Raw genomic sequence first — 23267 nt, forward strand, 5'->3', positions numbered from 1 at the left:
ACGCCATACTTGGCGGCGACATGTTCGATCAGCATCGAGGTGACCACGGTGGTGGCAACGGGGCCTTTGCGCTTTGAGAGTATGAAATCAGCGGCAAGGGGAAAGGTCATCTCCTCGCTCAGCGGCACCCCTCCATCGGCGACCAGCACGCATCTATCGGCGTCCAGATCGTGCCCTATTCCCAGGTCAGCTCCATTCTCCCTGACGGCCCTCGCCAGATCGGTGAGGTTCGCTGGTGTAGGTTCGGGTTCCCTTGGAAAGGTTCCATCGGGGTCACAGTAGAGCTCCACGACCTGACATCCCATTCTCCTCAGGAGCTCGGGTGTTATAACCGATCCCGCGCCGTTGCAGCAATCCACCACCACTTTCAGCCCTCTGGAACGGATCAAGGGAGGATCGATCCAGTTGAGCGAGAGTATCCTGCCTATATGATCCTCCACTGCCCCCTCATATCGGTGGACCCTGCCCACCTTGTCCCATGACACCAACCTCATCTCGCCCCGCTCATACAGATCGAGCACCATATCCTCCTTCTCCTTATCCTCGGTTGAAAGCTCCAGTCCGTTCCACTCGGGCGGATTGTGGCTTGCGGTGATGACGATGCAGCCCTCGACGTTAAGCTTCGAGGCGCATATCAGAGCCGTAGGTGTCGGGACAATCCCCACGTCGATGACATCGATTCCGGCCCCCATGAGCGCCGAAGCGGCGGCGCAGAAGGCCATTTCACCGGATGGGCGGGTGTCTCGGGCTATCAAAACTCGGCCCTCTCCCACAGCTTTAGCAAAGGCCGATGTGATCCTCAAGATGAGCTCAGGTGTAAAGGATTCACCTACTATACCACGGATTCCGGAGACGCTGATTATCGGCTCACGCATATGTACTACCTCAAGGATAAAGTCGAGTATTAGGATATAACAGCCTATACTCCACGTCAACCTAAAATTGACCTTCCTAACCAATCCGTGATAAAATCGGGCGAGGACCCGATCGCAGCTCTTAGGAGGAGAGCTGACCCCTCAAACGATGCAGGCTTTCGTTAAGGAACCCATTTGGATCGATCAGGAGGGGTTCGTCGCCATTCCGGACAAACCTGGTCTCGGCATCGAGCTGGATGAGGAAAATCTTTCAGGGAAGGTGATCATATCTACAGGATAAGACTGGGTTGAGATCGCAGCATTCTTTACAAATGTCGCCGATGTGGTTATAATAATAGCCGGTATTAGGATGAAAAAACATGACCATCTGCGGGATTCGTGTTAGGGAGAGTAAGAACTATGTATCACATTGAGGTCGATTTCCCCATCGAGCAGGTCAATCCGCTGGCGCAGAGGGAGGCCAACGCTAGGAGACCATATCAGCTTCTGCACAAATGGTGGGCGAGACGGCTGGGCTGCGTGTTCCGTACGATTCTGCTGGCATCGCTGATTCCAGATGAGGAGTGGAAGCGGCTTGATGAGATCGCTCATAAGCAAGGCAGAACTGCGTGGCACTGGCTTTACTATCGGCAATGTCACAAAGGACATAACGACGCCGACCACACCGGTCACGGCTGTGCAATCGAACTGATCAACCGATATTGCAGGGATAAAATCGTCCTCGACCCGTTCATGGGCGGCGGCACTACGGTTGTCGAGGCGCTGCGCCTGGGCTGTAAGGTCATCGGACTGGATGTCAACCCCGTCGCGTGGTTTATCACTAAAAAGAGCGTTGAACCGGTTGATCTGGAGAGGCTAAAGGCAGCGTTCAAGGATTTGGAGACTACCGTTGCCCCGTCCATAAAGAAGTGGTATCGCACACGGTGTCCGAAAGGACACGAAGCGGATATCATGTATGTATTCTGGGTCAAAACGGTACGCTGCTCTTCATGTGGCCGAAAGACGCGGTTGTTCAATTCGTTCAGGCTCGCCACAAAGAAGGGAAAGGATGCCGTGGTCTGCCCGGAGTGCTATAGGGTGCAGTGGGTGGAGGAGGGAAGTAATGAGGTGATCTGCGTGGATTGCGGGCACATGTTTGATCCCCGTGCGGGTTTCGCCTCAGGCGGCAGGTTCATCTGTGAACATTGTGGCGCGGAGGATAGAACGGTGGATTGGGTGCGACGCACGGGGGATAAACCTGACTACGAGATGTTCGCCCTCGAATACTGGTGTGAAGAATGCTATAGGGAAGCTCGACGGAAAGGCTACACTCATCGGCAAGCCCAGACGATGGCACGCGGATACAAGGGAGCGGATGAGATCGACCGCCAGCTCTACAGGGATGCCTGCCGTGAGTTCGAGAAGGTGAAGGATACCCTGCCTTTGCCTCCTGCCGATTTGGAACTACCCGATGGTTACAACACGCAGCAGGCTATCAAGCAAGGTATGCGTCGCTGGCGGGACCTCTTCAACCCTCGCCAGCTCCTCTGCCTCGGAAAGCTCATGCGGGCGATACTGGAGATCGAGGATAAAACAGTGAGGGAGTTGATGGTGATAACAGTCTCAGATGCAACCGATGTAAATAACATGCTTTGTCGTTACTTAGATGATAGTAGACGCACCCGTCCAATGTTCAGTCACCATGCTTACTGGCCTGTAGATCGTTCTTCCGAGAATAATGTATGGGGTACAGCTTTCGGCGAGGGAACATTCCAAGCGCGGTTCCATAAGACCTTAAAGGCAATCCAATGGCTGCTTGCTCCAAGGGAGGTGATCGAAAAGGGCAAAAAGGTTATGCCCGGCGATAACCCTATGACAACTATGACGAGGAATGTAAGAGAGGTTTTACGAGAGGAGGGGCGTTGTGCCCTCTTCGCTCGTACAGCCGAGGACTTGTCCTTTCTGCCTGCGGGAAGCGTGGATGCCGTCATCACCGACCCGCCCTATTACGGCAATGTGATGTATTCCGAACTGAGCGATTTCTTCTACGTCTGGCTGCGGTTGGCGCTCAAGGACGAATATCCCGAATTCTCCCCTCCGCTGGTGCCAAAAGAGCGTGAGATCATCGTCAACGAAAAAGCACAAAAAGATGACGTTTTCTTCCGTCGGGGCTTGCTGCGGTGCTTCAAGGAGTGCCATCGTGTGCTCAAAGAGAACGGGCTTTTGGCCTTCACCTTCCACCACGAAAAGCCGAAAGCGTGGGCTGCCGTACTGGACGCCGTGCTGCAAGCGGGATTCGACATCCGAAGGGTGTGGACGTACCATAGCGAAAGCTCAGAAAGCATCCATCGTCATGGCATTCGTTTCGACACAGTGATCGTCGCCCGGAAACGGCAGAGGGAACCGGACGAGGCATCATGGCGGTTGCTCCAGGACGAGATAGCGGCTGAGGTGCAGGCGGAGCTGAGACGGCTGTTGGAAAACGGCGCCGGGCTGGGTATAGAGGATGTGTTCGTCCTCACGATGGGCAAGGCATTGGCGGTCTATTCGAGGCATTATCCGAAGGTGATGCATGGGGGCAAGCAGGTGAGACTGGACGAGGCGATCGAGGATATCGAGGGATTGGTCAACGAACAGATCGACGCCTATTGGGGGATGGTGGTGCCGGGATGGCTGGACGTGCTCGATCGCATCTACCTTCAGAGCCTGGCGCACCGCGAGGTCGTGCTCCGCGACCAGTTGGTCAAGATGTCCACCTATGCGGGCGTGGGGTTCGACGAGTTAGAGGCTCGAAGGCTCATCCGCCGTGGCAAAAAGGCGGGGGTTTACGTGGTAGCTAAGCCACAGGAACGCAAGGAGTACCTGAAGAAGAGAATGGAGGATATGTCGCCGGTTGATAGGGCACATTGGCTTTACATCACCTACAAGGAGGGTCGTAGTCTGAGCAGAGAGGTGCCGGAGGTCTATATGGACGGATTGGAGGAGGTACTGGACGCCCTCGCAAGGATCACCCGTGACAGAGTTTATGGGTTAATTAAGCGGGAAGTAGAGCGGTTCAAAGGACAAATCTTACATCCATAGTGATACGAGGGGGGATGGATGGCATGCTCCAAAATGGATTTTATGTGCTGGAGAGAAAGCAGTTGCGGAAACATGCTTTCCCTCGGCCGAAAGCGAGGATGAGTGCGATGAATTTCTTTCGAGCGTTGAGGAGAAGTGAGCCGCTGCCGGATAAGATCCTGATCGAAGGCCTGGACAGGATGACCTATCAGATATACAGACTACACGGCGAGGGGGAAGAAGGTAAAGAGGCGGTGGATCGGGCAATCACTTTTCTCGGACGAGCGCTTTACCGTGAGCGTTCACGGCTGCTAAGGCAAACTCACATCGTGATGTTCGCCATGGAATACGTCGAGCATGGGGAACGATGGAGGGCGGGCGTGCGGATTCGTAAAGCCATCGGTGATGAGCCGATGGAGCTGTTCTGGCTGGAAAGGCTCCTGCCATATTGTGAGGTGACGGAGATAGAAGGGGAGAGGGTGTGTTATAGCAGATTTTAAACGGAAAATGTCTGAGGAGGTGTCCATGATGGCGAAACGATTACTTCCTCTCCTTTCCTCGTCTCTGCGGGAACACATGCCCGCTGAGTATCTGGAAAACGAAGCTGAATATTGGCGAGTACGCGACGAACTGTTGACTCAATACGCGGGCAAGTGGGTGGCATTCCATAAGGGACAGGTTATCACTTATGGCGATGATTTCCTTGAGGTTATGAAAGAGACAGCTCGAAAAGGTTTTCCCACAGCCTATATTGATAAGGTAGGCGAAGAAGGAGAGCTAGAGTTTAGATGTCGTCGAGTTGTATTCGATTACAACCGCACCTACCAACCTACCTCTCTTCCCCAAGCGAGGGTGAGACACACCGCCAGACATTCACTTTTGACGGTCCAAATGGACAGGTTATCTTTGATATATCGGGGTGATATATGATGACAGTTGCAGATGTTTGTAAGCTCTCAGAGGAGGTTTTGACCGGGGAGCTTTTGATATCCGTTTTCCTCGATCGAGCCTACCTTGACCCGAATTCGAAAGAGGCTGACCGTGAGTTTGTATTGCGGGCGACATATCCAACCTTGCCCCTGCGAGCAATGCTGGAGCATATAGCGCAGAAGTTAAGCGGCAAACATCCTAAAGGGAGCGTAATCGTCCGCGGCTCATACGGCAGTGGTAAATCACACACCTTGTTGGCGATCTACCATGTGGTCAGACCGGATAGCCTGGGACGGGATACCCTGATCGAGTGGGGGGTGAAGGCAGTCCTGCCCGATAGGGTGCGCGTGGTAGCGGTGCAGCTACGCGCAGAACTTCCGGGCACGCTTTGGGAACGGCTTTTCGAGCGGGCGGGGCGTGGAGAGTTGAACGAGCAGGTGGGTGACTATCCGACGCGGGAACAGTGGGCCATCTTAGGGCGTGAGATGCCAACCCTGGTCATCGTGGATGAGTTGGAACAGTGGTTTGAAGCCCAGGACAGGAAAGAGCAGGCACGTACAAAGAGCGCTCTTGCCAACCTATTGGAGGCGGCCGAGCTGAACGATACCCCCCTCGCAGTTGTGCTCGCCGTATACGGCACTAACAGCGAACTGATGGCTGTCATCAACCGCACGAAACCGCCCATCTGGGATGTCGGAACGGCGGAAGATCGCCAAAGGATCGTACAGCATCGGTTGATCGATCGACTGGATGAGGTCAAAGCCAGGAAAGCGGTGGGAAGATACATCGAGACTTACGAGAAGGTACGCGGCGAACTGCCGTCACTGGTCAATCTTGCGGATCTGCGCAGAGAGATGGAAAAGACATACCCGTTTCATCCCCATTTCCTGCACCAGGCGTATCAGGTCTATGCTGCGATGCCACACCATGAGAGCACAAGGGGTGTTGTGGGGATATGTGCTACACTTCTGGGACGGCGGGCAAAGGAGCGTGATCTGATCCTCACGGGTGATCTGGACATCACTGATGAGGAGATAGCTAGCGATCTGCGTAAATTGAACCCCGATCTGGTACAAAACGCCACCGAAGATCTAAGGCAGAGATGTACCGATATCCCTGAAGCGCCGGGGATCATTGGGACGGTGTTGCTACATTCATTCTCGCCTCATGGCGATCAGGGGGCGACAGAGGAGGATGTTCTGATCGGCAACCTGCGCCCGGATATCAATATCAATGAGCTGAAGGCAGCGCTATATGATGTGAAAACGCGAGCCTGGTTTCTGGATGAGATCAACGAACGGCTGATGGTCACCAGAGATGTTGTACTGGTCAAGCAGATCGAGCAAATAGCACATATGCAGCTGGGAGATTCCGAAGGTAGAGAACGAGCGGCGGAGTATCTACGAGGATTCATCCGACGAGCTCTTAATGTGGAACATCTGATATTCTATCCCGATCAGCCGCTGCCAAGGACAGGAGGCACCGGGCTGAAATATATCATATCTCTGGCGCCAATAAGCAGGGATGAGGCGGAGGAAATACTGAGGAAGTTAGATAACACCGCTATCTTGCTTGTCCCAAAGCCCCAGGTTCGTAAGAAGATCACCGCTAACGATGATCTGCTGCTTCGAGCCCTCAGAATTCTGGTGTGTGAGGATCTGCTGAAGCAGAAGGGGAAACGGCAAAATGAGATACGTAATTTGAAGAGACGGTATGAAGGGGAGCTGGAGCAGTGGATGCACGATAGCTATGCGCTCTGGATGCGGCTGAGCAGGACGAACGAGCTCGGAGAGGAGCCAAGCTTCGTCGTCAGGCCTGAGGAGTGCGAGCTTTCCCTCGAATACATTGATGGGAAATTAAAGGAGATCTACGATGTGGATGCTATGCGTCACGGAATCGCTAAGCTATTACAATTCCAGGGGAGAGACAAACCAAAGGGGAGTGAACATGCCGGTCTAACTATAGGGCAGATACGGCAGAGCCTTCAGCGTGAACGCGGTCTACCCATCCTTTCAAACGCTACAAGGGAGAACTTCGAGAGCGGCTTGAGACAAATGGTTGAGGATAGGAGCGATAGCGGGATCGTCGTTCAGGCGGGTAAGATGCTCTTCGGCTACGATGAGGTGAATCTGCCTTCTGTTTTGACCGATAGCTGGAGGGTATGGCTCAAGCCATATGCGCCGGAACCTCCCGCGCCGGAGGACGTCAAGCAGCACGTCAGAGGGGAACTGGCAAAGGCGGGAGAAAATGGGATTTCGGTAAAAGTCCTGATCACCGACGAGGAAGTTGGACGCGCCCTCATCGAGCTGATTAACGAGGGGGAAGCTATCCTGGAACAAGGCGAGGAGCGGTATCCGGAGGATGGAACGTTGAGCGAACAGATGATAGCTGATGATGGAACGGTATGGCTGGCTGAAAATGCTCCTCCCGACGATAGGAAGGCGAGGAAACGCATCCTGGATTTAGTGAAGGGAGCAGGAAAGGAAGGCATTCGATGGGAGCAGGTCCAAGCCGTTCTGCGCGCAGAGGATATCCCGAGCACAGCTATAGACCGCGCTGTAGATCGGATGATGAGGGATGAAAGAGGACCTGTGGGTTTTTACGATGCAGACGGACAGACGGTCATTCATGATCCTCGAGCTGCGCTTTCAGGAGAAACCGTTTTGAGATGGCGCTCGGCAGCACCACCTCCACCCTTGTGGTTGCACTTCTCCGTCAGCATTCCATCCTATCGCCTGCCAACTAGTACCGATCTGCTGTTGGGTGAGTTGCGCACAAAACTGAAGGAGGAAAGTCATATCGATAAGGTGAGTTTCACCGCTCGATCCGTTGAGGGAGAAACCGATCCGTTGTTCGGGACATCTGAAGGGATAAAACAGCTGGCTCAGATCCAAGCGGAACACAGCTTGACATGGGAATTTGAACGATCTATCAATAAGGAGGCTTTTCTGAATTCAGTCGAAAACCTGGTTAAAGAGCTGGCGGAAAAGGGCGATATTACCCTCGAGATAATCGTAGAAGGGAAGGTGCCACATGATGGCAATTGATGATTTTCTAAAACGCTTGATAGAGGAGGACGACCCATTAATTGTCATCTGGCAGCAGATGCTGGAGCTATATCAGGTGGATGACTTCCCTTCTGATCTGATCCGGTTTTACAACGAACGAGAAACCCGTTTGAGCCAGCTTGAGGAGGCTCTATATCACGGATATTGGGAGATTTACGATCTATGTTTTAGGCGCTCTCAAGCTCAAAGCGGGGATTACGTGTTTGAGCGGCTGCGAGAGGGATATGTTGTTATCATCGCCGATTCGTTGAGCTTGCGTGAAGTAGGGATCATGGGGAAACTGCTAAACGATCTCGGCTGGTACATAGAGGAGAAAACCTTCGCGGTCGCTTCGTTTCCCACCTTGACTGAAAGCTTATCGAGAATACTGCTCGGTACTACCTATCCCGCTGGGGGCAAAGACGTACCCGCTTTTCGCTACCGATATGTGGCCGGACCGGGAGAGGTGCCCAACTTGCCCGTTGGAGAACCGACTCTGATCTGGTTGCGGCTGCCTGACAAAAAGTTGGAACAGGTAACAGTCGCTCAAGTCACCACTATCGCCGATGCTTTTAACGCGACGATGGAAACCCTAATACAGCTTTTAGAACAGATCACAACTCGTCCTGTATTCATCACCAGTGATCACGGATACTTATACGCAACTGACATCAGCCACTATTGGAAAATGCCGGGGAGCATTGAGAAAGAAGTCAGGAAGCTCTTCCCCAGGGAAAGCCGTGCACAACCGAGCGATAAAGAAGGAATGGAAAGGCTACCATACACCAAGCAGGGTAATCAGCGATATTTCGTTCGCAGCGATACCCATGTCGGTATCTTAGGACGTTACTGGTGGGCGAGCGCAAAACCGGGCGATCGCTGCACAGCTCATGGTGGCCTATCGCTCATAGAGACGTTAGTGCCTGCAATAAAGGTGAGAAAGAATAGGATAAGCCTACACCGTGTCCCTGCTCCGGAGAAGCGAGGGCAGAACTTCATCGGCGAGGAATGGAGATGAGACGGTCAACAATCGTTCTGATATTTGTGTTTTTAACCCTTACCCTTATGTTCGGATGTTCCAAGGGAAAAATGGAATCCAACTCGGCCGGGATGATGAAGATATTTAGGGATCAGCTCGATCGTAGGGTTAAGGTAAAGTTTCCCCCGCGTAGGATCGTCTCGATGGCCCCTAGCGTGACGGAGATGCTGTTCGCCATCGGGTTGGGGGATAAGATCGTGGGGGTGACCGACTACTGCGACTATCCCCCTGCTGCTTTGAAGAAACCAAAGATCGGAGGATATTATAATCCGAACGTTGAGACGATCCTCTCACTCAATCCCGATCTCGTTATCGCCACAGCAGACGGATATAACAGAGGGGTTGTAAATAAACTCACCTCATTGGGGGTCTCATGTTATGTCGTCAATCCTCAGACGATCGAGGGTATACTTAACACGATGATCGAGCTCGGACGGATAACCGGTAGGGCGAAGGAGGCTCAGGAAACGGTTGAAAGGCTGCGCAGACGGGTTGAGGCGATCCGCTCAAAGGTGAGGGAAATTCCCCCTGATAGGAGGGTTAAAGTCTTCTATTGCGTCGGACCAACGGAGCTGTGGACGGCCGGATCAGGCACCTACATAGATGATCTGATAGAGGAGGCGGGCGGCATAAACATCGCTCACGGATCGAAACAGCGCTGGTTTCAGTTCAGCGGAGAGGAGCTGATCAAGGATAATCCCGACGTGATCATCGTGGCAGGGATGATCTCAAACGATAAAGCGGTTGATCTGCCGCTTTGGTCGAAATACAAGGAGGTTAAAGCGGTCAGGGAGGGGAAGATATACCCCTTCGATCCGGATATGCTCAACAGACCCGGGCCGAGATCGGTCGATGTATTGGAGATGATGTTCAAGCGATTTTATCCCTCCGGGGGATCGGCAGACGACAAATAGGCCTCACGGCATAGAGGTGGATCTACAATAGGATTTGAGCAGCTCATCACGAGTGACGTTCTTGAATCTGCCGCCGGTTACATCGGCAAGCCTTTTAAGCAAGGCGATTCCAGGGGAGCTTTTGAGGTCCATCTCCAACCCCACAGAGTATATCTTCGCCTTGCCCTTATTCACGGCCATAACGGCATCCGTTATCTGCTCGATATCGGTGACGATATCGCTTCTACCACCACCTGGAGTCGGCATACCATCTGTGACCAGCACCACCACGGTCGGTTTCATCTTCAATGCCTCAAGCACCGCTCCCAATATGTCCGTTCCGAGGTTGTTGCTGATATCCCTTATAAGATACTCGCGCAGGAAGGCGAAGGCCTTGTCTATGTTTTTCATATTCGCCTGGAGCATGTTCCTGCTCATCTTTGAAACGGTGCTGGAGAAGGTGATGATGTTAAAGCTATCCTCCTCCTTGAGATTCAGAAGTGAGGCTCTGATGGATCTGATCGCCAATTGAAGCTTGTTCAACCCTGCGATCCCCATGCTAGAGGAGACATCCAGGCAATAGACCACCTTTTGTGGCCCTGACTGCTCATCTATGAATTTAATCATCCCCAGATCATCGGCTACTCCCTGGCTGGCGTCATCGCCACCGCCGAGAAGGCCTTCCGTGCTGGTGCCTTCCGAATCGACGAGCGACAACCCGTTCCTTCCATGTCCGGGCACCCTAACTCTTCCCGTCACTATGCCTCTACCATCCTCCGGGCCTTTGAGGGAGACGGGACCGGAGAGGAGCGAAGTATCCGGTTCATTCAGGTTAGCATAGGTCATAACCAGAGGTGTCACGTCTGCCTGTTCCCTTTGGTTTATCTCCACATTCCTGAACGGCACCCGATTGCTTAACCTTATCACCTCGGTTATCTTGCTGGGTGAGGCCTTGGCGAGCTTACTGGGATCCGGTCTGCCGATATCCTTACGAGGGTTAAACACCATCTTGACCGGTTCTTTGAGCTTGGGTTTTCTCTTTATAGGTTGTACGACCGTTTTTATCACGTCGACGGCGATGCCTTTCTCCGCGATGGGTTGATACTCGCGTGGATAAAGCATGTATATGAGGGCTGCTATCAGATGCAGCAAAAGCGATATGGTTATGGCGGCGTTCAACCTTCGTCTGTAAAGCAGGTCGGGTATCAAGAAGAATCACCCCCGATAAAATCAAGATCCGGAGAGCTTTCTCTCCATACTAAGTATACCCTAACATATATATAACACGCAACCTGAATATATTTAGGCTTCAGCTAAGCGATCGGCTTTCCCTATATTCTAACTCCAGTGGAACGCCTTCCAACCCTCCGAACGCTCCGCGGATGCCGTTGAGGATGTATTGCTCATACTCCCGCTTTATCAGATCGGGATAGGTAGCGAATATCAAGAAGGTTGGCGGTTTAATACCCTTCTGCGTGATATATTTCATCGACGGTCGCCTGTTCGAGACAATCGGATGAGGTCTCTCTGAGACGAGCTTCCGAAGGAGCACATTTAGATCATGCGTTGGAATTCGCTTGGAGTAATTCTCATAGACCTTCATCGTCAAATCGAGAAGTTTCTTCATGTTAAATCCCGTGACCGCCGACGTGAGAAGGATGGGAGCATATCTCATATGGGGGAAGGTGTAACGGAGATATTCGACATATCCGTCGCCATCTATCCCCTCCTTCTCAGCCAGATCCCACTTGCTTACGACCATGATACATCCCTTGCCCCGTTTGTGAATATACCTTGCTATGGTTTTATCCTGATGAACGATCCCCTGCGTGCAATCTATCACAAGCCAAGCGATATCGCTTCTGTCGATGCTTCCCAGAGCCCTCTTGACGCTGTATCTTTCCAAATCAGCCCTTATTCTTGCCCTACGGCGCATCCCCGCTGTGTCGATGAAGGTGAATCGATTTCCATCCATGTGAAAGGTAACTGAGATCGAATCGCGGGTCGTCCCGGGTTTTGAATCGACTATCACCCTCTCCTCACCTAGTATAGCGTTTATGAGCGAGGATTTGCCCGCATTAGGTCTGCCGACGACGGCGATCTTTATCCCATGGTTCTCGTCGATCCTCTCATCCGGAAGATCGGGAATCAATGAGATGATCCTCTCCAGCATCTCCTCTATGCCGAAGTTGTGGGCAGCGGAGAGGGGAAGCGGATCACCCAATCCGAGTTCGTAGAACTCAACCGCATCATCTCTCCTTCGGGCGTTATCCGCCTTGTTGACGACCAGTATAACCGGCTTATCCGTTCGCCTGAGCATATCGGCGATCGCAACATCATGAGGGGTTATGCCGTCTATGGCATCCACGACGAAGATCAAGAGGGCCGATTCATCTATCGCCGTCCGAACCTGTTTCCTGACCAGATCGATCATCCGCTCATTCGATGTCAGATCCAGTCCCCCCGTGTCGATAAGCGTGAATTTTCTTCCCATCCACTCGACATCTCCGTAGAGCCTATCGCGTGTCACGCCCGGCTCATCATGAACGATCGCCAAACGACGTTTGATGATCCTGTTGAAGATCGACGATTTGCCTACGTTCGGCCTTCCTATGATAGCCACCTTGGGAATTCGATTCATATCTGGTCTCTCCCGCTGGATTCCTTCATTAGATCCAAGCTGATATTATTTTACCTCTACCAACGGTTATATTCAACCTGAGTTGAAAGATGTAAAGATGTTCGCCCATTTGACATCACTATCCCGTTCCGATATAATAAACTGCCTGTAAGGACAAGACAACATAAGGATAGGGGGACATCCATGCTACCTATATGTTATGACCCATATGTCGGGACGATGGGGCGATTCAGCCGGGCAGAGATATTCGATCTGGTCGCGAAGGCCGGCTATGAGGGGATCAACGTGCCGGTGAACCGTCTCTTCCTCGGAGATCTGTCATCCGGTGAGATAGAGGATGCGATGAGATTGGCCGGGCGATACAACCTTATAGTGCCGACGGTAGGTTTCGGCAACCACATCGTGACCAATCCGAAGCTTCGATCTGAGACGATGAGACACTTCGAGATCGTCCTGGACGTCGCCTTGAAGCTGAAGGCCGAGATAATCGGCATCTGGCCCAATCAGCCCGAAGGCGTATCGCGTGAGGAAGCCCTTGAGACGCTGAGGGAAAACCTCATGGAGATGTTACCAGCTCTGGAGGAGCATGGTTTGAGGATCACACTCGAATTCGAGAAGGGCTGTCCCCTCGATAACTATCGTGAGGGGATCGAGTTCATAGAGAACACGGACTCCAGGCTGAAGCTCACCTGCGACACCTATCATCTGTTCAACGACAGGGCGGATCCCTATCATGCGGCGATAGCGATGGGGGAGAAACTTGGGGATGTGCATGTCTCAGGCAGCCATCGAGGTGAGCCGGGAACTGGAGAATTCGATTTTGAATCCTTCGCTAAGGGGCTGAGAGAGATAAACTTCAAAGGACCGCTTGTGGTGCAATACCGGATGCAAGATGTGGATAGCATCGCCAGGAGCTGTCAGTTCACCAGGAAATTTCGTGAGATGATCATCGGCTGAGCTTGACTGCGCGGCGCAGGGGGAGATAACACAACTTCAACACCATATAACACATCGGGTAGCTTCTCTCAAATCCCAGAAGCCTGCTCAGTCTTTGCGCTTCACCCCAGTAATAGGAGTAGTCTATCGAATCGGCCCTGTCGATCTCCTCCTTTGAGAAGATCTTTTCGCAGAGGACCACCTCATCGCCGGTGTTCATCGGATATCCCCATGAGCGACAGATTATCGGCCTGTGTTCGTAACAGGCACACACACCCCCGATCAAAAAAGGACAGATCCCCTCGGAGCGCCCTCTAAGCAGGCCGATGGCCTCCTTTCTGGTCAGTTCCTCAGCAGGATGGCCTATCTCCAGGAGCTTTCTCGATGCCCTTCTCGCCTGCTCGAATATGGCGTTTTGTATCTCCCTGGGCAATTTCTCCACCCCTTCCCTCAGGTAGAGGGCTTCGACGGCGGAGATGAAAAGAGTGGAGGTGTTGAGGCAGCAGAGACAACATTCAACACCACATGGGAAGGTAGGCTTATATTTGGCGCGCAGCTCCGCACATCTGGAGTCCAGATCGGATATAAGTTTTCTGTATTGATCCATAACCTGCTCGACTTCCATGATCTTTTCACCGATAAGTATGATACCTTGAATTACCTTAGATAGGCAAGCCCTGAAGGAAACTATTTATCTGGATAAGCTCGGCAAAATATTATAAACTTTATAGCGGCTTCAGCAACCTTACATTTCATATCGTCGGAGGATCAGATGAGCCTGATAAGATATACCAGGAATCACGAATGGATAGAAGTTGAGGGTGAAATCGGAACTGTTGGGATAACCGAGAGATGGCTCGCGGAAAGAGGAGAGGTGGTTTACGTTGAACTGCCGGAGATCGGGGATGAGTATGAGAAGGAAGAACCGATAGCCTTGGTGGAATCGATGGATGGAACGGAGTACCACGTCCTGGCACCTATCACCGGCGAGGTAGTAGAGATAAATGAGGAACTCGAAGATGACGTCGACCTGATAAATAGATCCCCGGAGGGAGATGGATGGTTGTTCAAGATGAGGATAGAGATGAGGCGTGAGCTGAAATCCTTGATGAACCTAGATGAGTATGAGGATTTTGAAGAGGAGGATTACGAGGAGTTCGAGATCACAGACTTAGGCGAGGAAGAACTTCTATGAACTCAAAGGGGGGGCACGTTAAAGGTGCCCCTCTAAACCTTACCCCATTTCTTCAGATTTTCGAAGCTTATCCTAGCGCTTTCCAATGATGGCCTTTGGCAGACGTCCTGTTCAACGATATACCACTCTACGCCGCTTTTCTCCGAGGCGTCAAAGATCGCTTGAAAATCCATTATCCCCTCGCCAACTTCCATGAAGGTCCTACCATCCTCTCCCATGTCCTTCAGATGGATTAAAGGACATCTACCGGTGAGTTTCATGATGTATTCCGCCGGATCCTCGCCGCCGAATTTCACCCAGAAGGTATCTATCTCGGCTTTGAGACATTCCGGATCGGAGGACTCATACAGGATATCGAATCCGTACTTGCCGTCGAATTTCTGAAATTCGAAGGCGTGGTTGTGGTAGCACAAAGTTAACCCTTTTTCCCTGCACTTCGCCCCTATCTCATTCAGCATTTTGGCCGCCTCTCTCCATTGTGAAGCCGAGCCGCGCATCTCCTCGGGCATATAGGGGCAGACAATATATCTGTTGCCTATCTCCAAATTGTAATCGATAACCGCATCGAGATCTCCCCTGAGCTGATCGATCCCCACATGGTTTCCGGCGGGTTTTAATCCCAGATCGTCGAGTACCTCTTTCAGCTTTGACGAGCTTAGCCCACCCGTTCCGGCGAACTCAACCCCCTCATATCCGATCTGGGCAACCTTTTCCAGCGTGCCAAGGAAATCCTTCGCAGTCTCATCCCGCACCGTATAAAGCTGTAATGCAACGGGTATCCTGGCCATACTCACAACCTCCACGTAGGTTTTATCAAGGTCAAATCATACACTTACTTTTGGGAATAGTCAAGAGGATTTCACCCCGACCGAAATGGGCGTTCAAACCGTTTGAAACCGCTTGATCTAATTATCCTTCTATCATGCGTTATAAGCAATCCCTCCACTCGATCCATGGATTCAATCAACTGAAGCCCCCTTTTGGGACCGAGGACGAAGACGGTCGTCGCCAGCGCATCGGCATCTATCGCTTTATCAGCGACGATCGTGACGCTTATAAGCTCGGTTGCCGATCTGCCGGTCTTGGGATTGATGATATGGTGAACCTTCTTACTTTGATCGAAATATCTCTCATAATCCCCGCTTGTGGCGACGGCCTCATCCGTGACGTAGATGATCGTTATATATTCCCTCTCCTTTCGAGGATTTCTAAGGGCGATATGCCATCTCTCACCTCCAGGCTTAACACCTATCGCCCTTATATCCCCTCCGGCGTTAACGAGGGCGCTCTTTATCCCGCTTTCCCTAAGCGACTCTATAGCCTTGTCTATGGCATATCCCTTCGCTATCCCACCCAAGGTTATCATAGCCCCTTTTTTGTTAAGTCGGATCGCGTTCCTCCCAAGAGCGATATTCTCATACCCGACGAGCTCCTTCGCCGACTCCAGCTCCTCTCTTGTAGGAGGCCTGCCCAGCTCTTTATAGGTATGCGTGTAGAGCTTCAGGATCGGCTGAACGGTGATATCGAAAGCGCCATCTGAGAGCCTGGAGTAATAAAGCGCTTTTTCTATGACGTATCTCAGCTCTTGAGAGGGATTTTCGAGATACCCGTCTCTATTGAGCCTTGAGACCTCACTTTCCCTTTTATAGGTGCTCATAAGCTGATCGATCCTTTCCATCTCCTTAAACGCCAGGTCGATCGCCCTTTTCGCCTCCGAAGGAGATCTGTCGTAGGCTGTAATCTCGACAAAAGTTCCCATCAACTCCCTTGTCTCCGATACCTTTCTCACATCACTTCCACAGCCCAAAAGGTCGATCGCCAAAACGAGCGAGGTGATCAGGAGGTGGATATATCTGAAGTATCTCATTTTTCATCTCTCCCTCATGGTATCCACGATATCCTTCATCCTTTCAAGCCTCACCCTCACTATCATCAGGCAGAGGTAAAGCATGGTCACGGCAGCCAGCGATATGAAAAAGGCCAGCTTCATCCTGGGACTGAGGTTCATCCCGCTTCGGGTTATCACGACGGGATGGATCGATCTCCACCACCTTATCGATAGAAAGACCAGGGGGACATCGGCAAACGCCGCAATCCCTATAACTGCGCTGAAGGTCCTCCTCTTTTCGTCCTGGGCCATGCATCTTACCAGGATGTAACCCAGATATGCCAGCCACAGGATCAATGTTGTGGTCAGCCTGACGTCCCAGGTCCACCACACCCCCCATGCGAACCTCGCCCAGATCGAGCCCGTGACGAGGGCGATGGCTCCGAAGACGACACCGATCTCGGCCGACGATGAGGCTATCCTATCCCACTTCAAACCTCCCTTGATCAGATATCCGAGGCTGCCGATGAAGTTGACCAGGAAGGCTAGGGCAGCGGCCCATGCACATGGGACATGGAGGTAAAATATCTTCTGGCTCACGCCCAACGTTTCGTCCACCGGCGCGAGACCAATGAGAATCAGCGAGACCGCTATAAGCAAGGCTGTGAGCGAGAATATCAGATGCGTTATCCTGAACATATGCATCACGACACTCCAGCTACGTCTTTATCTATTCGATCTATAATGAGATCGTATGCTTTTCTCACGCGCTCTAGGTTTTCCAGCTCAAGAATTGCTGTCAGCGTATACCTACCTGCCTCTTTGAAAACATCAAAATCCAGGAGCTGCTTGCGAAGGTCTAACGCCCAATCCTTGTTTAGCACCCAGTCATCATGGAGATATAGCTGAAAAACGTTCGGGGGATAACCGTAAGCGAAACTAGTAGGTCGCTTGATCTTAGGTGAGATAATGCGTATGGAAAAACCAACCTCTCCCCAGTAAACAACATAGCCCCGTTCCTCGGCGAGATTCAAAACCCTTTGGAAGAACTTTCCTGCTGCTGGGTCACACTTGCTCAAAAACTCTTCAGGCGTTGTGCTTCTCCGAGATCTCTTAGTCTCGCGAGCGATTTCGCTCATACCGATAACTCTCGAGACCAATACTCTCTGGCTACGATCACCCTCCCTTCGAAACTGCTTGATCTCTACAGCCAGCACTTCTACATTGGACATCTCTTCGTTAAGGAATTCCACCAAACGACGGAGCTCCTTAGGAATACGATCTGCCACGAAGATGAGGCGAATTTTTCTATTACGTAGGTTGTTCTCCACTCGCTGCCAATACTCTTCGATCTCTACTTCAGAGATGCTACCTCTCCCCAACAATTTTGAAATCTCACTATCCAGTGATTTCCCCTCTTTTTGAGCCGTCTTGGAGGCAGCTTGGCGTAGCTGCTCCATATCCCAGTATTCAAGACCATTGGCGGCGTAGTCCAACATCTGCGCTACGACCTCCCGGCGAGTACGCGTATCCTCGGCACGCTTGCACTCTACAAAGGTGGGAACGCCGTCCTGATCCAGGAAAAGATGATCGAGACTCCATCGTTCCGCTTGAGTCGGCTCACCTGGAACGCCCATCTCACGAGCAATCAACAGCCAACGACGCGGGTTTTCAGGATCGATCTGATCACCAGGAAGAAGATCTGGATATTCAACGAGTAGCTTCTGAAGCTCCTCCTCACTAATATAACTAGCTTCCTCCAGAGGGATGAGGTTTGAACTGTTTTCCCCAAGAAGATAGATCCTAGCCTTATATGTTTTTCCCATGTCTTTTACCGTCATTACCCTCCTTCCGATCCAAAATCCTACTCTTAAATTTTAGGCTTATCATCAAGCCGTGAACGTGAAGTGCTTCGAATGACCAGGTATTTGATAGGGGTATCGCCGCAGTTGCGCAGGCCGTGGAGGACGTTCTCCGGGCAGAAAAGCGCCGTATATGGGCCGATAACATACCTCTCCTCGCCGATTATCGCCTCAGCGGTGCCCTCCAGCAGGAACATGATCTCCTCCCCTTCATGGGCGTGGGGCGGATGGGCACGCTGACCCGGGTTGATAACCGAGATATGCATCTCCAGTTCTCGTGCGCCACAAGATCCCTCATTCACATAGGGCATGGAGTAACCCCGATCATGCTCCCGTTTTCGATCCTCATCCCATTTGATGATGTTGGGATTGTCCATAAACGCCTCCTCCCTTAAACCCTTGGAAACATAACGTCCACCAGAGCTTCCCATTCCTCCGGCGGATGTCCATATTTGTCCTGATATCTTCGATGTACCTGCCGTTCATACTCGGTCATCTCCCTCAAGGGGAAGGATATACTTCTTCTGCCACCTCTGCCCGATTCTATCATAGCGATGTTCATCTCCTGATCCAGCCTTCCGGCCGCAGCGCCGTATTCCGGTTCCGTATCGTTCAGCACCGCCCTTGCGATACTCATCAGCTCATCCGCCACGGCCACCTGTCCCTCAGTTATCGGGTATCGACTGAAGGGATTTTCCCATCTTATCGTCCGATCGGGGAGCTCCATCTCAATACTCTGGAGCACCTTCACTCCATCGATCTCCTTTGTGATCCGGCGTGGGGAATGCTTCTCGGCGACGGCGCCGGACTGGAGTCTCTCCTCCGGCACGACGTATACGTCCTCGCCTACGATGGTGCCAGCGCTCCCGTCGATCTGAGTGATGCTCACCTGTCCCCGACCGAGGGATCGGGCGTGGATGACGTTGGAGTAGCACATAAGCGCCGCGACACCGTTGGCAAAATCGATGTACCCCAGAGTCCATCGCTCCTCGGTATGATGTCTCTTCATGCGGTCGGTTATGGGCAGGATAGGGGTGGTGTGGGATATCCCCAAAATCGATACCGGATCGGCCCCCGCCAGCTTGCGAAGAAGGCTCATCCCGTGATAGCCTCCCTCTTGAAAGATGCGGTATATCCTGGAGACCTTCCCGATAACCCCATCCTCTATCACCTTTAGGGTGAACCTCCTGGAAGGCGCTCGGTAGTAATTTTCGGCCACCTCGATCTTAACCCCATTACGCCGCGCCGTCTCCATCATCAGATCGGCAAGAGGCAGGGTGATGGCTATCGGGGTTTCCACCAGTTGATGAACCCCATGCTCGGAGAGAAAACATGAGATAGGGTGATGAGCATCCCCCGGCACCGTTAACACCGCCACATCCACCTTCTCTCTAGCGGCCAAATCGCGCACGCTGGTGTATGCGTTTACCCCGTGTCGCTCGGCGAGGCTCCGGGCGGTATCGGGATTGATATCGCAGATGGCGACGAAATCGAACACGTCATCCATCTTCGGTATAACGGGCAGATACGCCCCCGCACCTCGTCTTCCGGCCCCCACAAGGGCCAGCTTCAGCTTATCCATGAGGTCCTCCTCATATGTAGCGGGTGATCTCGGCTGAGTCTACATCATACCGCCGTGAATTTCAAGTCTCTATCACCTCCTCGAAGAGAAGCAGGGAGATGACAAGGAACATGCCGGCATAGACCGCTCCGAGCCAGAGCCATTTCCCTATTATGCTTTCCCCCGTTAAAACCGCGCTGAAGGACTTAGCTGAGGCGATGACCATCGGGAAGAGCAACGGCATGAGCAACGCCACTAGCAAGCTCTCCCCGCCCTTAAGCTCGGATGAAATGGCGGCTATGAGCGTTCCCACAGTGCATATCCCGAACGTCCCAAGCGCTGCTATGGCACATAGCTTAGCGATTCCGTTCGGATCGACCTTCAGCCCGAGCATGATCCCCCCGGCCATCCCAATGACGAGGTTGGAGGCGGATGTGGCTATGAATCCGGATGTCAACTTGCCCAAGTATATCATCTCCGCCGGAAGGCCGGAGAGCCTCATCAGCTCGATCCCGCCGCTCTCCCTCTCCCTTCGGAACGATCCGGTAAGCGTGACCACCCCCGAAAAGGCAAACCCACACCATATGATCCCCGATTTGGTCTCCTTCTTCAACCCCATCGGATCGCTCGTCAGGGCGAAGACCAACACCACCAGCACGCCGAAGGCGAGGCTCAACGGGAGCGACTCTGAGCGAAATAGACTTAATTTCGCATCTCGCAGTACAATCCCCCACCATGGACGCATCACCTCAACCTGCCCTCCGAAAGCCTGAAAGTGTGAGATGATATCCTCTCAAGCAACCAATTCATATGTGAGGTGACGACAGCGGAGCCACCGCGGGAGAGATGGCCTCGGATCAGCTCGATCAACATCTCCACCCCATCTCGATCCAGGGAGGCAAAGGGTTCATCCAGGAGCAGGAGGTCAGGGGAATGTATCATCGCCCTCGCCACGGCCAACCTCTGCCTCATCCCCTCCGAGAAATCCCCCACCTTTTCATCGGCGAAGTGGATCAGCCCGACCCTCTTCAACCATCCTTCGACCTTCTCATCACCGTTCCCAATCCCGTAGATTCGAGAGACATATCTGAGGTTTTCCCTGGCCGTCAGTTGCCTATACAGCATCGGATCATGCGACAACACCCCAATACGCCTTCTGAAGGGCCTGGGATTTTTGAAGGGATCTTCGCCCTCCATGACGATTTCCCCTTCGTCGGGGCGAAGCAAGGTGGAGAGGATCTTGATCAGGGTAGTTTTGCCCGCCCCGTTAGGACCTGTGATGCATAAGACCTCGCCGTCTACTACATCTAGATCCACCCCTTTGAGGATCTCCTTATTTCCGAAGCTCTTTCTCAACCCCCTGACCGATAATCTCATCTTTAACCCTATCTGTTTTAGAATAACCAAGGTAAAATCTCCCCCTGCTCCCTCAAAGGTAGACCTGGGTAGGAGGAGAAAATGATAAGCAGAGCAATAACATTATACACCATAATAGACGATCCACTCAAGACAATAATCAAGATTGACAGGTTGCTATCCCGATGGTATACTCAAGTATAATCCGATGAGAGTAAAGAACGTAGGAAATGGCTTCCAGGTTTAGGATTCGGGACAAAGTAAAGACATTGATAGAGCTGCTCTATATGCTTCTCTATTCGGCCCTACAAAAGCTTAAGCGTAAGCTGCTTGGAGAGCTAAGGGGAGGGTGAACATGCAGGAGAAAAGGATGTTCCCGCGTATCGGAAGCCAAATGCTGGTCAAATATATCGTGGTTACTGAAAGCGAATTTAAAAAGCGAGTCAGCGATACGCTCACAGAGGATATCAGCGTCAGAGGCATTAGATTCGTATCGGAAGAGGAATTGCCGCCGGGGACGAGGCTGGTGCTGGAGTTGAACCTTCCCGATGTGGACCATCCGATTACCCCTCCAGGCAAGGTGGTATGGTGTAGTCCCAGAAATGGCGGATACGAAGTAGGTGTCGAGCTTATCTGGCTCTCATTCCAGGATGAGGATCAGCTTGCACTTGCCAACTACATCAATTCGATGCTGGAGTTAGGAAGGGGATGAACCTGAGGAGGATATCCTATCGGATTCTGACCAGAGCGCTCAAAGGGGAGATACCGAAAAAGCTGATCGAAGAGGCATACTATAGGCTCGGACTTTCACATGCCCAGAGGGCCTTTGTCGCTGAAATGGTCTATGGGACACTCAGATGGTTGATGAAGCTGGACTGGATCATCGATCGGTTTCTCGAAAGGCCCGAGAAGCTGGACGGGAAAGTCAGGAACGTCCTCAGATTGGGGATATATCAGATGGATTTCATGGGATCGGTTCCAGATTATGCGGCGATAAATGAGTGCGTGGAGCTCGTAAAGTGGATCTTCAGGCGGGAGCCGTATCTCGCAAAACCGATGGCGCGTCTGACGAACGCCGTGCTTCGCAGATACCGGAGGGAGAGGGGACGACTTCGATTCCCAAGCCTTGATGAGGATCCGGTCAGACATATCTCCATCAACCAATCCCATCCTGAGTGGCTCGTGAGGAGATGGGTTAAAAGATGGGGTGTGGAGTGGACGCTAGAACTTTGTGAAGCGAACAATTCCCCTCCGCCCATCACGTTGAGGGCCAACGCTCTTAGATGTTCTAGGGATCAACTTGTGGAGGAGCTAAAAGGGGAAGGGTTGGATGTCAGTCCGGGGAGATACGCCCCTGAAGCGGTGAGGATCGAGGGTCATCCGGTCTTCGAAAGGCTTGAAAGCTTCAAAAAGGGTCTTTTCTTCCTCCAGGATGAGGCATCCATGCTGGTCGTGCATGCCCTTTCGCCTCAGGTGGGAGATCTCGTGATAGATGTCTGTGCCGCCCCCGGGGGCAAAACCACCCATATAGCGGAGATGACAAGGAACCTTGCAACCGTGATAGCGCTGGACGTCTCCGGCAAGAGGCTGAAGCTCATCCGTGAAAATTGCGCAAGGCTTGGGATTACAGAGGTGAGGATCAAACGACATGATGCCTCGGAGCCAGCCGAGGACCTGCTTAACCGGGCGGATAGGGTTCTGGTAGATGTTCCCTGCTCAAACACGGGCGTCATCAGGAGACATCCCGACCTGAAGTGGAAGAGATCGGAGGAGGATATAGAAAAGCTAGCTGACCTTCAGTTTCGGATACTCCTCGCATCGGCACAGTACGTCAAGAGGGGAGGCGTGCTCGTCTACAGCACCTGCAGCCTGGAGGAAGAGGAGAATGAGGGGGTTATCGAGAGGTTTCTGGAGGAGGTAAAGGGTTTCGAGCCGGAGTCGGTGGCGGATTATCTGCCATACTCAGCCAAAGAGCTGGTCACGTGGGAGGGGTTTATGAGGTCTTCCCCCCATATTCACGGCCTGGACGGTTTTTTCGCAGCAAGGTTGAGACGGAGGTAGAGGG

Annotated in this window: 22 protein-coding genes; 10 read left to right on the plus strand and 12 right to left on the minus strand. The window is 52.4% G+C overall.

Translation table 11 applies throughout. The annotated features are described in order from the left end of the window. Positions 1-875, minus strand: an 875-nt coding sequence (locus J7M22_12640; GenBank protein MCD6507454.1) for a phosphoglucosamine mutase, incomplete at its 3' end; no start/stop codon positions are given. 399 nt (positions 876-1274) lie between these two features. On the opposite strand from J7M22_12640, the gene J7M22_12645 reads away from it, so the two are divergent. The 6 genes from J7M22_12645 (at position 1275) to J7M22_12670 (ending at position 9844) form a co-directional block, all read left to right on the plus strand. Beyond that, complete coding sequence (locus tag J7M22_12645; GenBank protein MCD6507455.1) at positions 1275-3935, plus strand: DUF1156 domain-containing protein; 2661 nt, start codon at positions 1275-1277, stop codon at positions 3933-3935. A gap of 107 nt (positions 3936-4042) precedes the next feature. Then, entirely contained in the window at positions 4043-4414 is a 372-nt protein-coding gene (locus tag J7M22_12650) for a hypothetical protein (GenBank protein ID MCD6507456.1), read from the plus strand. Between the two features lie 25 nt (positions 4415-4439). Beyond that, positions 4440-4844, plus strand: a complete 405-nt coding sequence (locus J7M22_12655; GenBank protein MCD6507457.1) for a hypothetical protein — start codon at positions 4440-4442, stop codon at positions 4842-4844. Further along, on the plus strand, positions 4844-7891 hold the full coding sequence (locus J7M22_12660) for a DUF499 domain-containing protein (GenBank protein MCD6507458.1): 3048 nt from the start codon (positions 4844-4846) through the stop codon (positions 7889-7891). The genes J7M22_12655 and J7M22_12660 overlap by 1 nt, the downstream gene beginning before the upstream one ends. Beyond that, positions 7881-8909, plus strand: a complete 1029-nt coding sequence (locus J7M22_12665) for a hypothetical protein (protein ID MCD6507459.1) — start codon at positions 7881-7883, stop codon at positions 8907-8909. Before J7M22_12660 ends, J7M22_12665 begins: the two co-directional genes overlap by 11 nt. After that, on the plus strand, positions 8906-9844 hold the full coding sequence (locus J7M22_12670; GenBank protein ID MCD6507460.1) for a cobalamin-binding protein: 939 nt from the start codon (positions 8906-8908) through the stop codon (positions 9842-9844). Before J7M22_12665 ends, J7M22_12670 begins: the two co-directional genes overlap by 4 nt. 3 nt (positions 9845-9847) lie before the next feature. Here J7M22_12670 and J7M22_12675 read toward each other — a convergent pair whose 3' ends face one another. Together J7M22_12675 and der are read right to left on the minus strand one after the other, a co-directional pair. Continuing rightward, complete coding sequence (locus J7M22_12675; protein MCD6507461.1) at positions 9848-11032, minus strand: VWA domain-containing protein; 1185 nt, start codon at positions 11030-11032, stop codon at positions 9848-9850. 100 nt (positions 11033-11132) lie between these two features. Then, positions 11133-12455 (minus strand): ribosome biogenesis GTPase Der, encoded by a 1323-nt coding sequence (gene der, locus J7M22_12680; protein MCD6507462.1) that lies wholly within the window; start codon positions 12453-12455, stop codon positions 11133-11135. A 192-nt stretch (positions 12456-12647) separates the two neighbouring features. Here der and J7M22_12685 point away from each other — a divergent pair, with 192 nt between their 5' ends. Continuing rightward, positions 12648-13421 carry a sugar phosphate isomerase/epimerase gene (locus J7M22_12685; protein ID MCD6507463.1) on the plus strand — a complete coding sequence of 258 codons (774 nt, stop codon included), beginning with the start codon at positions 12648-12650 and terminating at the stop codon, positions 13419-13421. Here the strand turns inward: J7M22_12685 and J7M22_12690 are convergent. Then, positions 13411-14025, minus strand: coding sequence for a hypothetical protein (locus J7M22_12690; GenBank protein MCD6507464.1), 615 nt, complete (start codon positions 14023-14025; stop codon positions 13411-13413). The genes J7M22_12685 and J7M22_12690 overlap by 11 nt on opposite strands. A 147-nt stretch (positions 14026-14172) precedes the next feature. Here J7M22_12690 and gcvH point away from each other — a divergent pair, with 147 nt between their 5' ends. Then, positions 14173-14595: a glycine cleavage system protein GcvH gene (gene gcvH / locus J7M22_12695; protein MCD6507465.1), complete on the plus strand. Its 423-nt coding sequence runs from the start codon at positions 14173-14175 to the stop codon at positions 14593-14595. A gap of 32 nt (positions 14596-14627) precedes the next feature. Here gcvH and J7M22_12700 read toward each other — a convergent pair whose 3' ends face one another. The 8 genes from J7M22_12700 to ccmA form a co-directional block, all read right to left on the minus strand. Next, a complete protein-coding gene (locus tag J7M22_12700) occupies positions 14628-15383 on the minus strand; it encodes a sugar phosphate isomerase/epimerase (GenBank protein MCD6507466.1) in 756 nt (251 codons plus the stop codon). A gap of 71 nt (positions 15384-15454) precedes the next feature. After that, positions 15455-16462: an FAD:protein FMN transferase gene (locus tag J7M22_12705; GenBank protein MCD6507467.1), complete on the minus strand. Its 1008-nt coding sequence runs from the start codon at positions 16460-16462 to the stop codon at positions 15455-15457. Between the two features lie 3 nt (positions 16463-16465). Beyond that, positions 16466-17128 (minus strand): cytochrome c biogenesis protein CcsA, encoded by a 663-nt coding sequence (gene ccsA / locus J7M22_12710; GenBank protein MCD6507468.1) that lies wholly within the window; start codon positions 17126-17128, stop codon positions 16466-16468. Next, positions 17128-18264, minus strand: a complete 1137-nt coding sequence (locus tag J7M22_12715; GenBank protein MCD6507469.1) for a hypothetical protein — start codon at positions 18262-18264, stop codon at positions 17128-17130. The genes ccsA and J7M22_12715 overlap by 1 nt, the downstream gene beginning before the upstream one ends. Positions 18265-18293: 29 nt before the next feature. Next, positions 18294-18662 carry a cupin domain-containing protein gene (locus J7M22_12720; protein MCD6507470.1) on the minus strand — a complete coding sequence of 123 codons (369 nt, stop codon included), beginning with the start codon at positions 18660-18662 and terminating at the stop codon, positions 18294-18296. Positions 18663-18676: 14 nt separating this feature from the next. Next, positions 18677-19867 carry a Gfo/Idh/MocA family oxidoreductase gene (locus tag J7M22_12725; protein MCD6507471.1) on the minus strand — a complete coding sequence of 397 codons (1191 nt, stop codon included), beginning with the start codon at positions 19865-19867 and terminating at the stop codon, positions 18677-18679. Between the two features lie 61 nt (positions 19868-19928). Next, positions 19929-20591, minus strand: a complete 663-nt coding sequence (locus tag J7M22_12730; protein ID MCD6507472.1) for a heme exporter protein CcmB — start codon at positions 20589-20591, stop codon at positions 19929-19931. Next, complete coding sequence (gene ccmA / locus J7M22_12735; GenBank protein MCD6507473.1) at positions 20591-21253, minus strand: heme ABC exporter ATP-binding protein CcmA; 663 nt, start codon at positions 21251-21253, stop codon at positions 20591-20593. The genes J7M22_12730 and ccmA overlap by 1 nt, the downstream gene beginning before the upstream one ends. Before the next feature lie 304 nt (positions 21254-21557). On the opposite strand from ccmA, the gene J7M22_12740 reads away from it, so the two are divergent. Both J7M22_12740 and rsmB read left to right on the plus strand, forming a co-directional pair. Next, positions 21558-21914: a PilZ domain-containing protein gene (locus J7M22_12740; protein ID MCD6507474.1), complete on the plus strand. Its 357-nt coding sequence runs from the start codon at positions 21558-21560 to the stop codon at positions 21912-21914. Beyond that, positions 21911-23263 carry a 16S rRNA (cytosine(967)-C(5))-methyltransferase RsmB gene (gene rsmB / locus J7M22_12745; GenBank protein ID MCD6507475.1) on the plus strand — a complete coding sequence of 451 codons (1353 nt, stop codon included), beginning with the start codon at positions 21911-21913 and terminating at the stop codon, positions 23261-23263. The genes J7M22_12740 and rsmB overlap by 4 nt, the downstream gene beginning before the upstream one ends. The last annotated feature ends 4 nt before the right edge of the window (positions 23264-23267 follow it).

The organism is Candidatus Poribacteria bacterium, assembly GCA_021162805.1.
GTDB lineage: Bacteria > Poribacteria > WGA-4E > B28-G17 > B28-G17 > JAGGXZ01.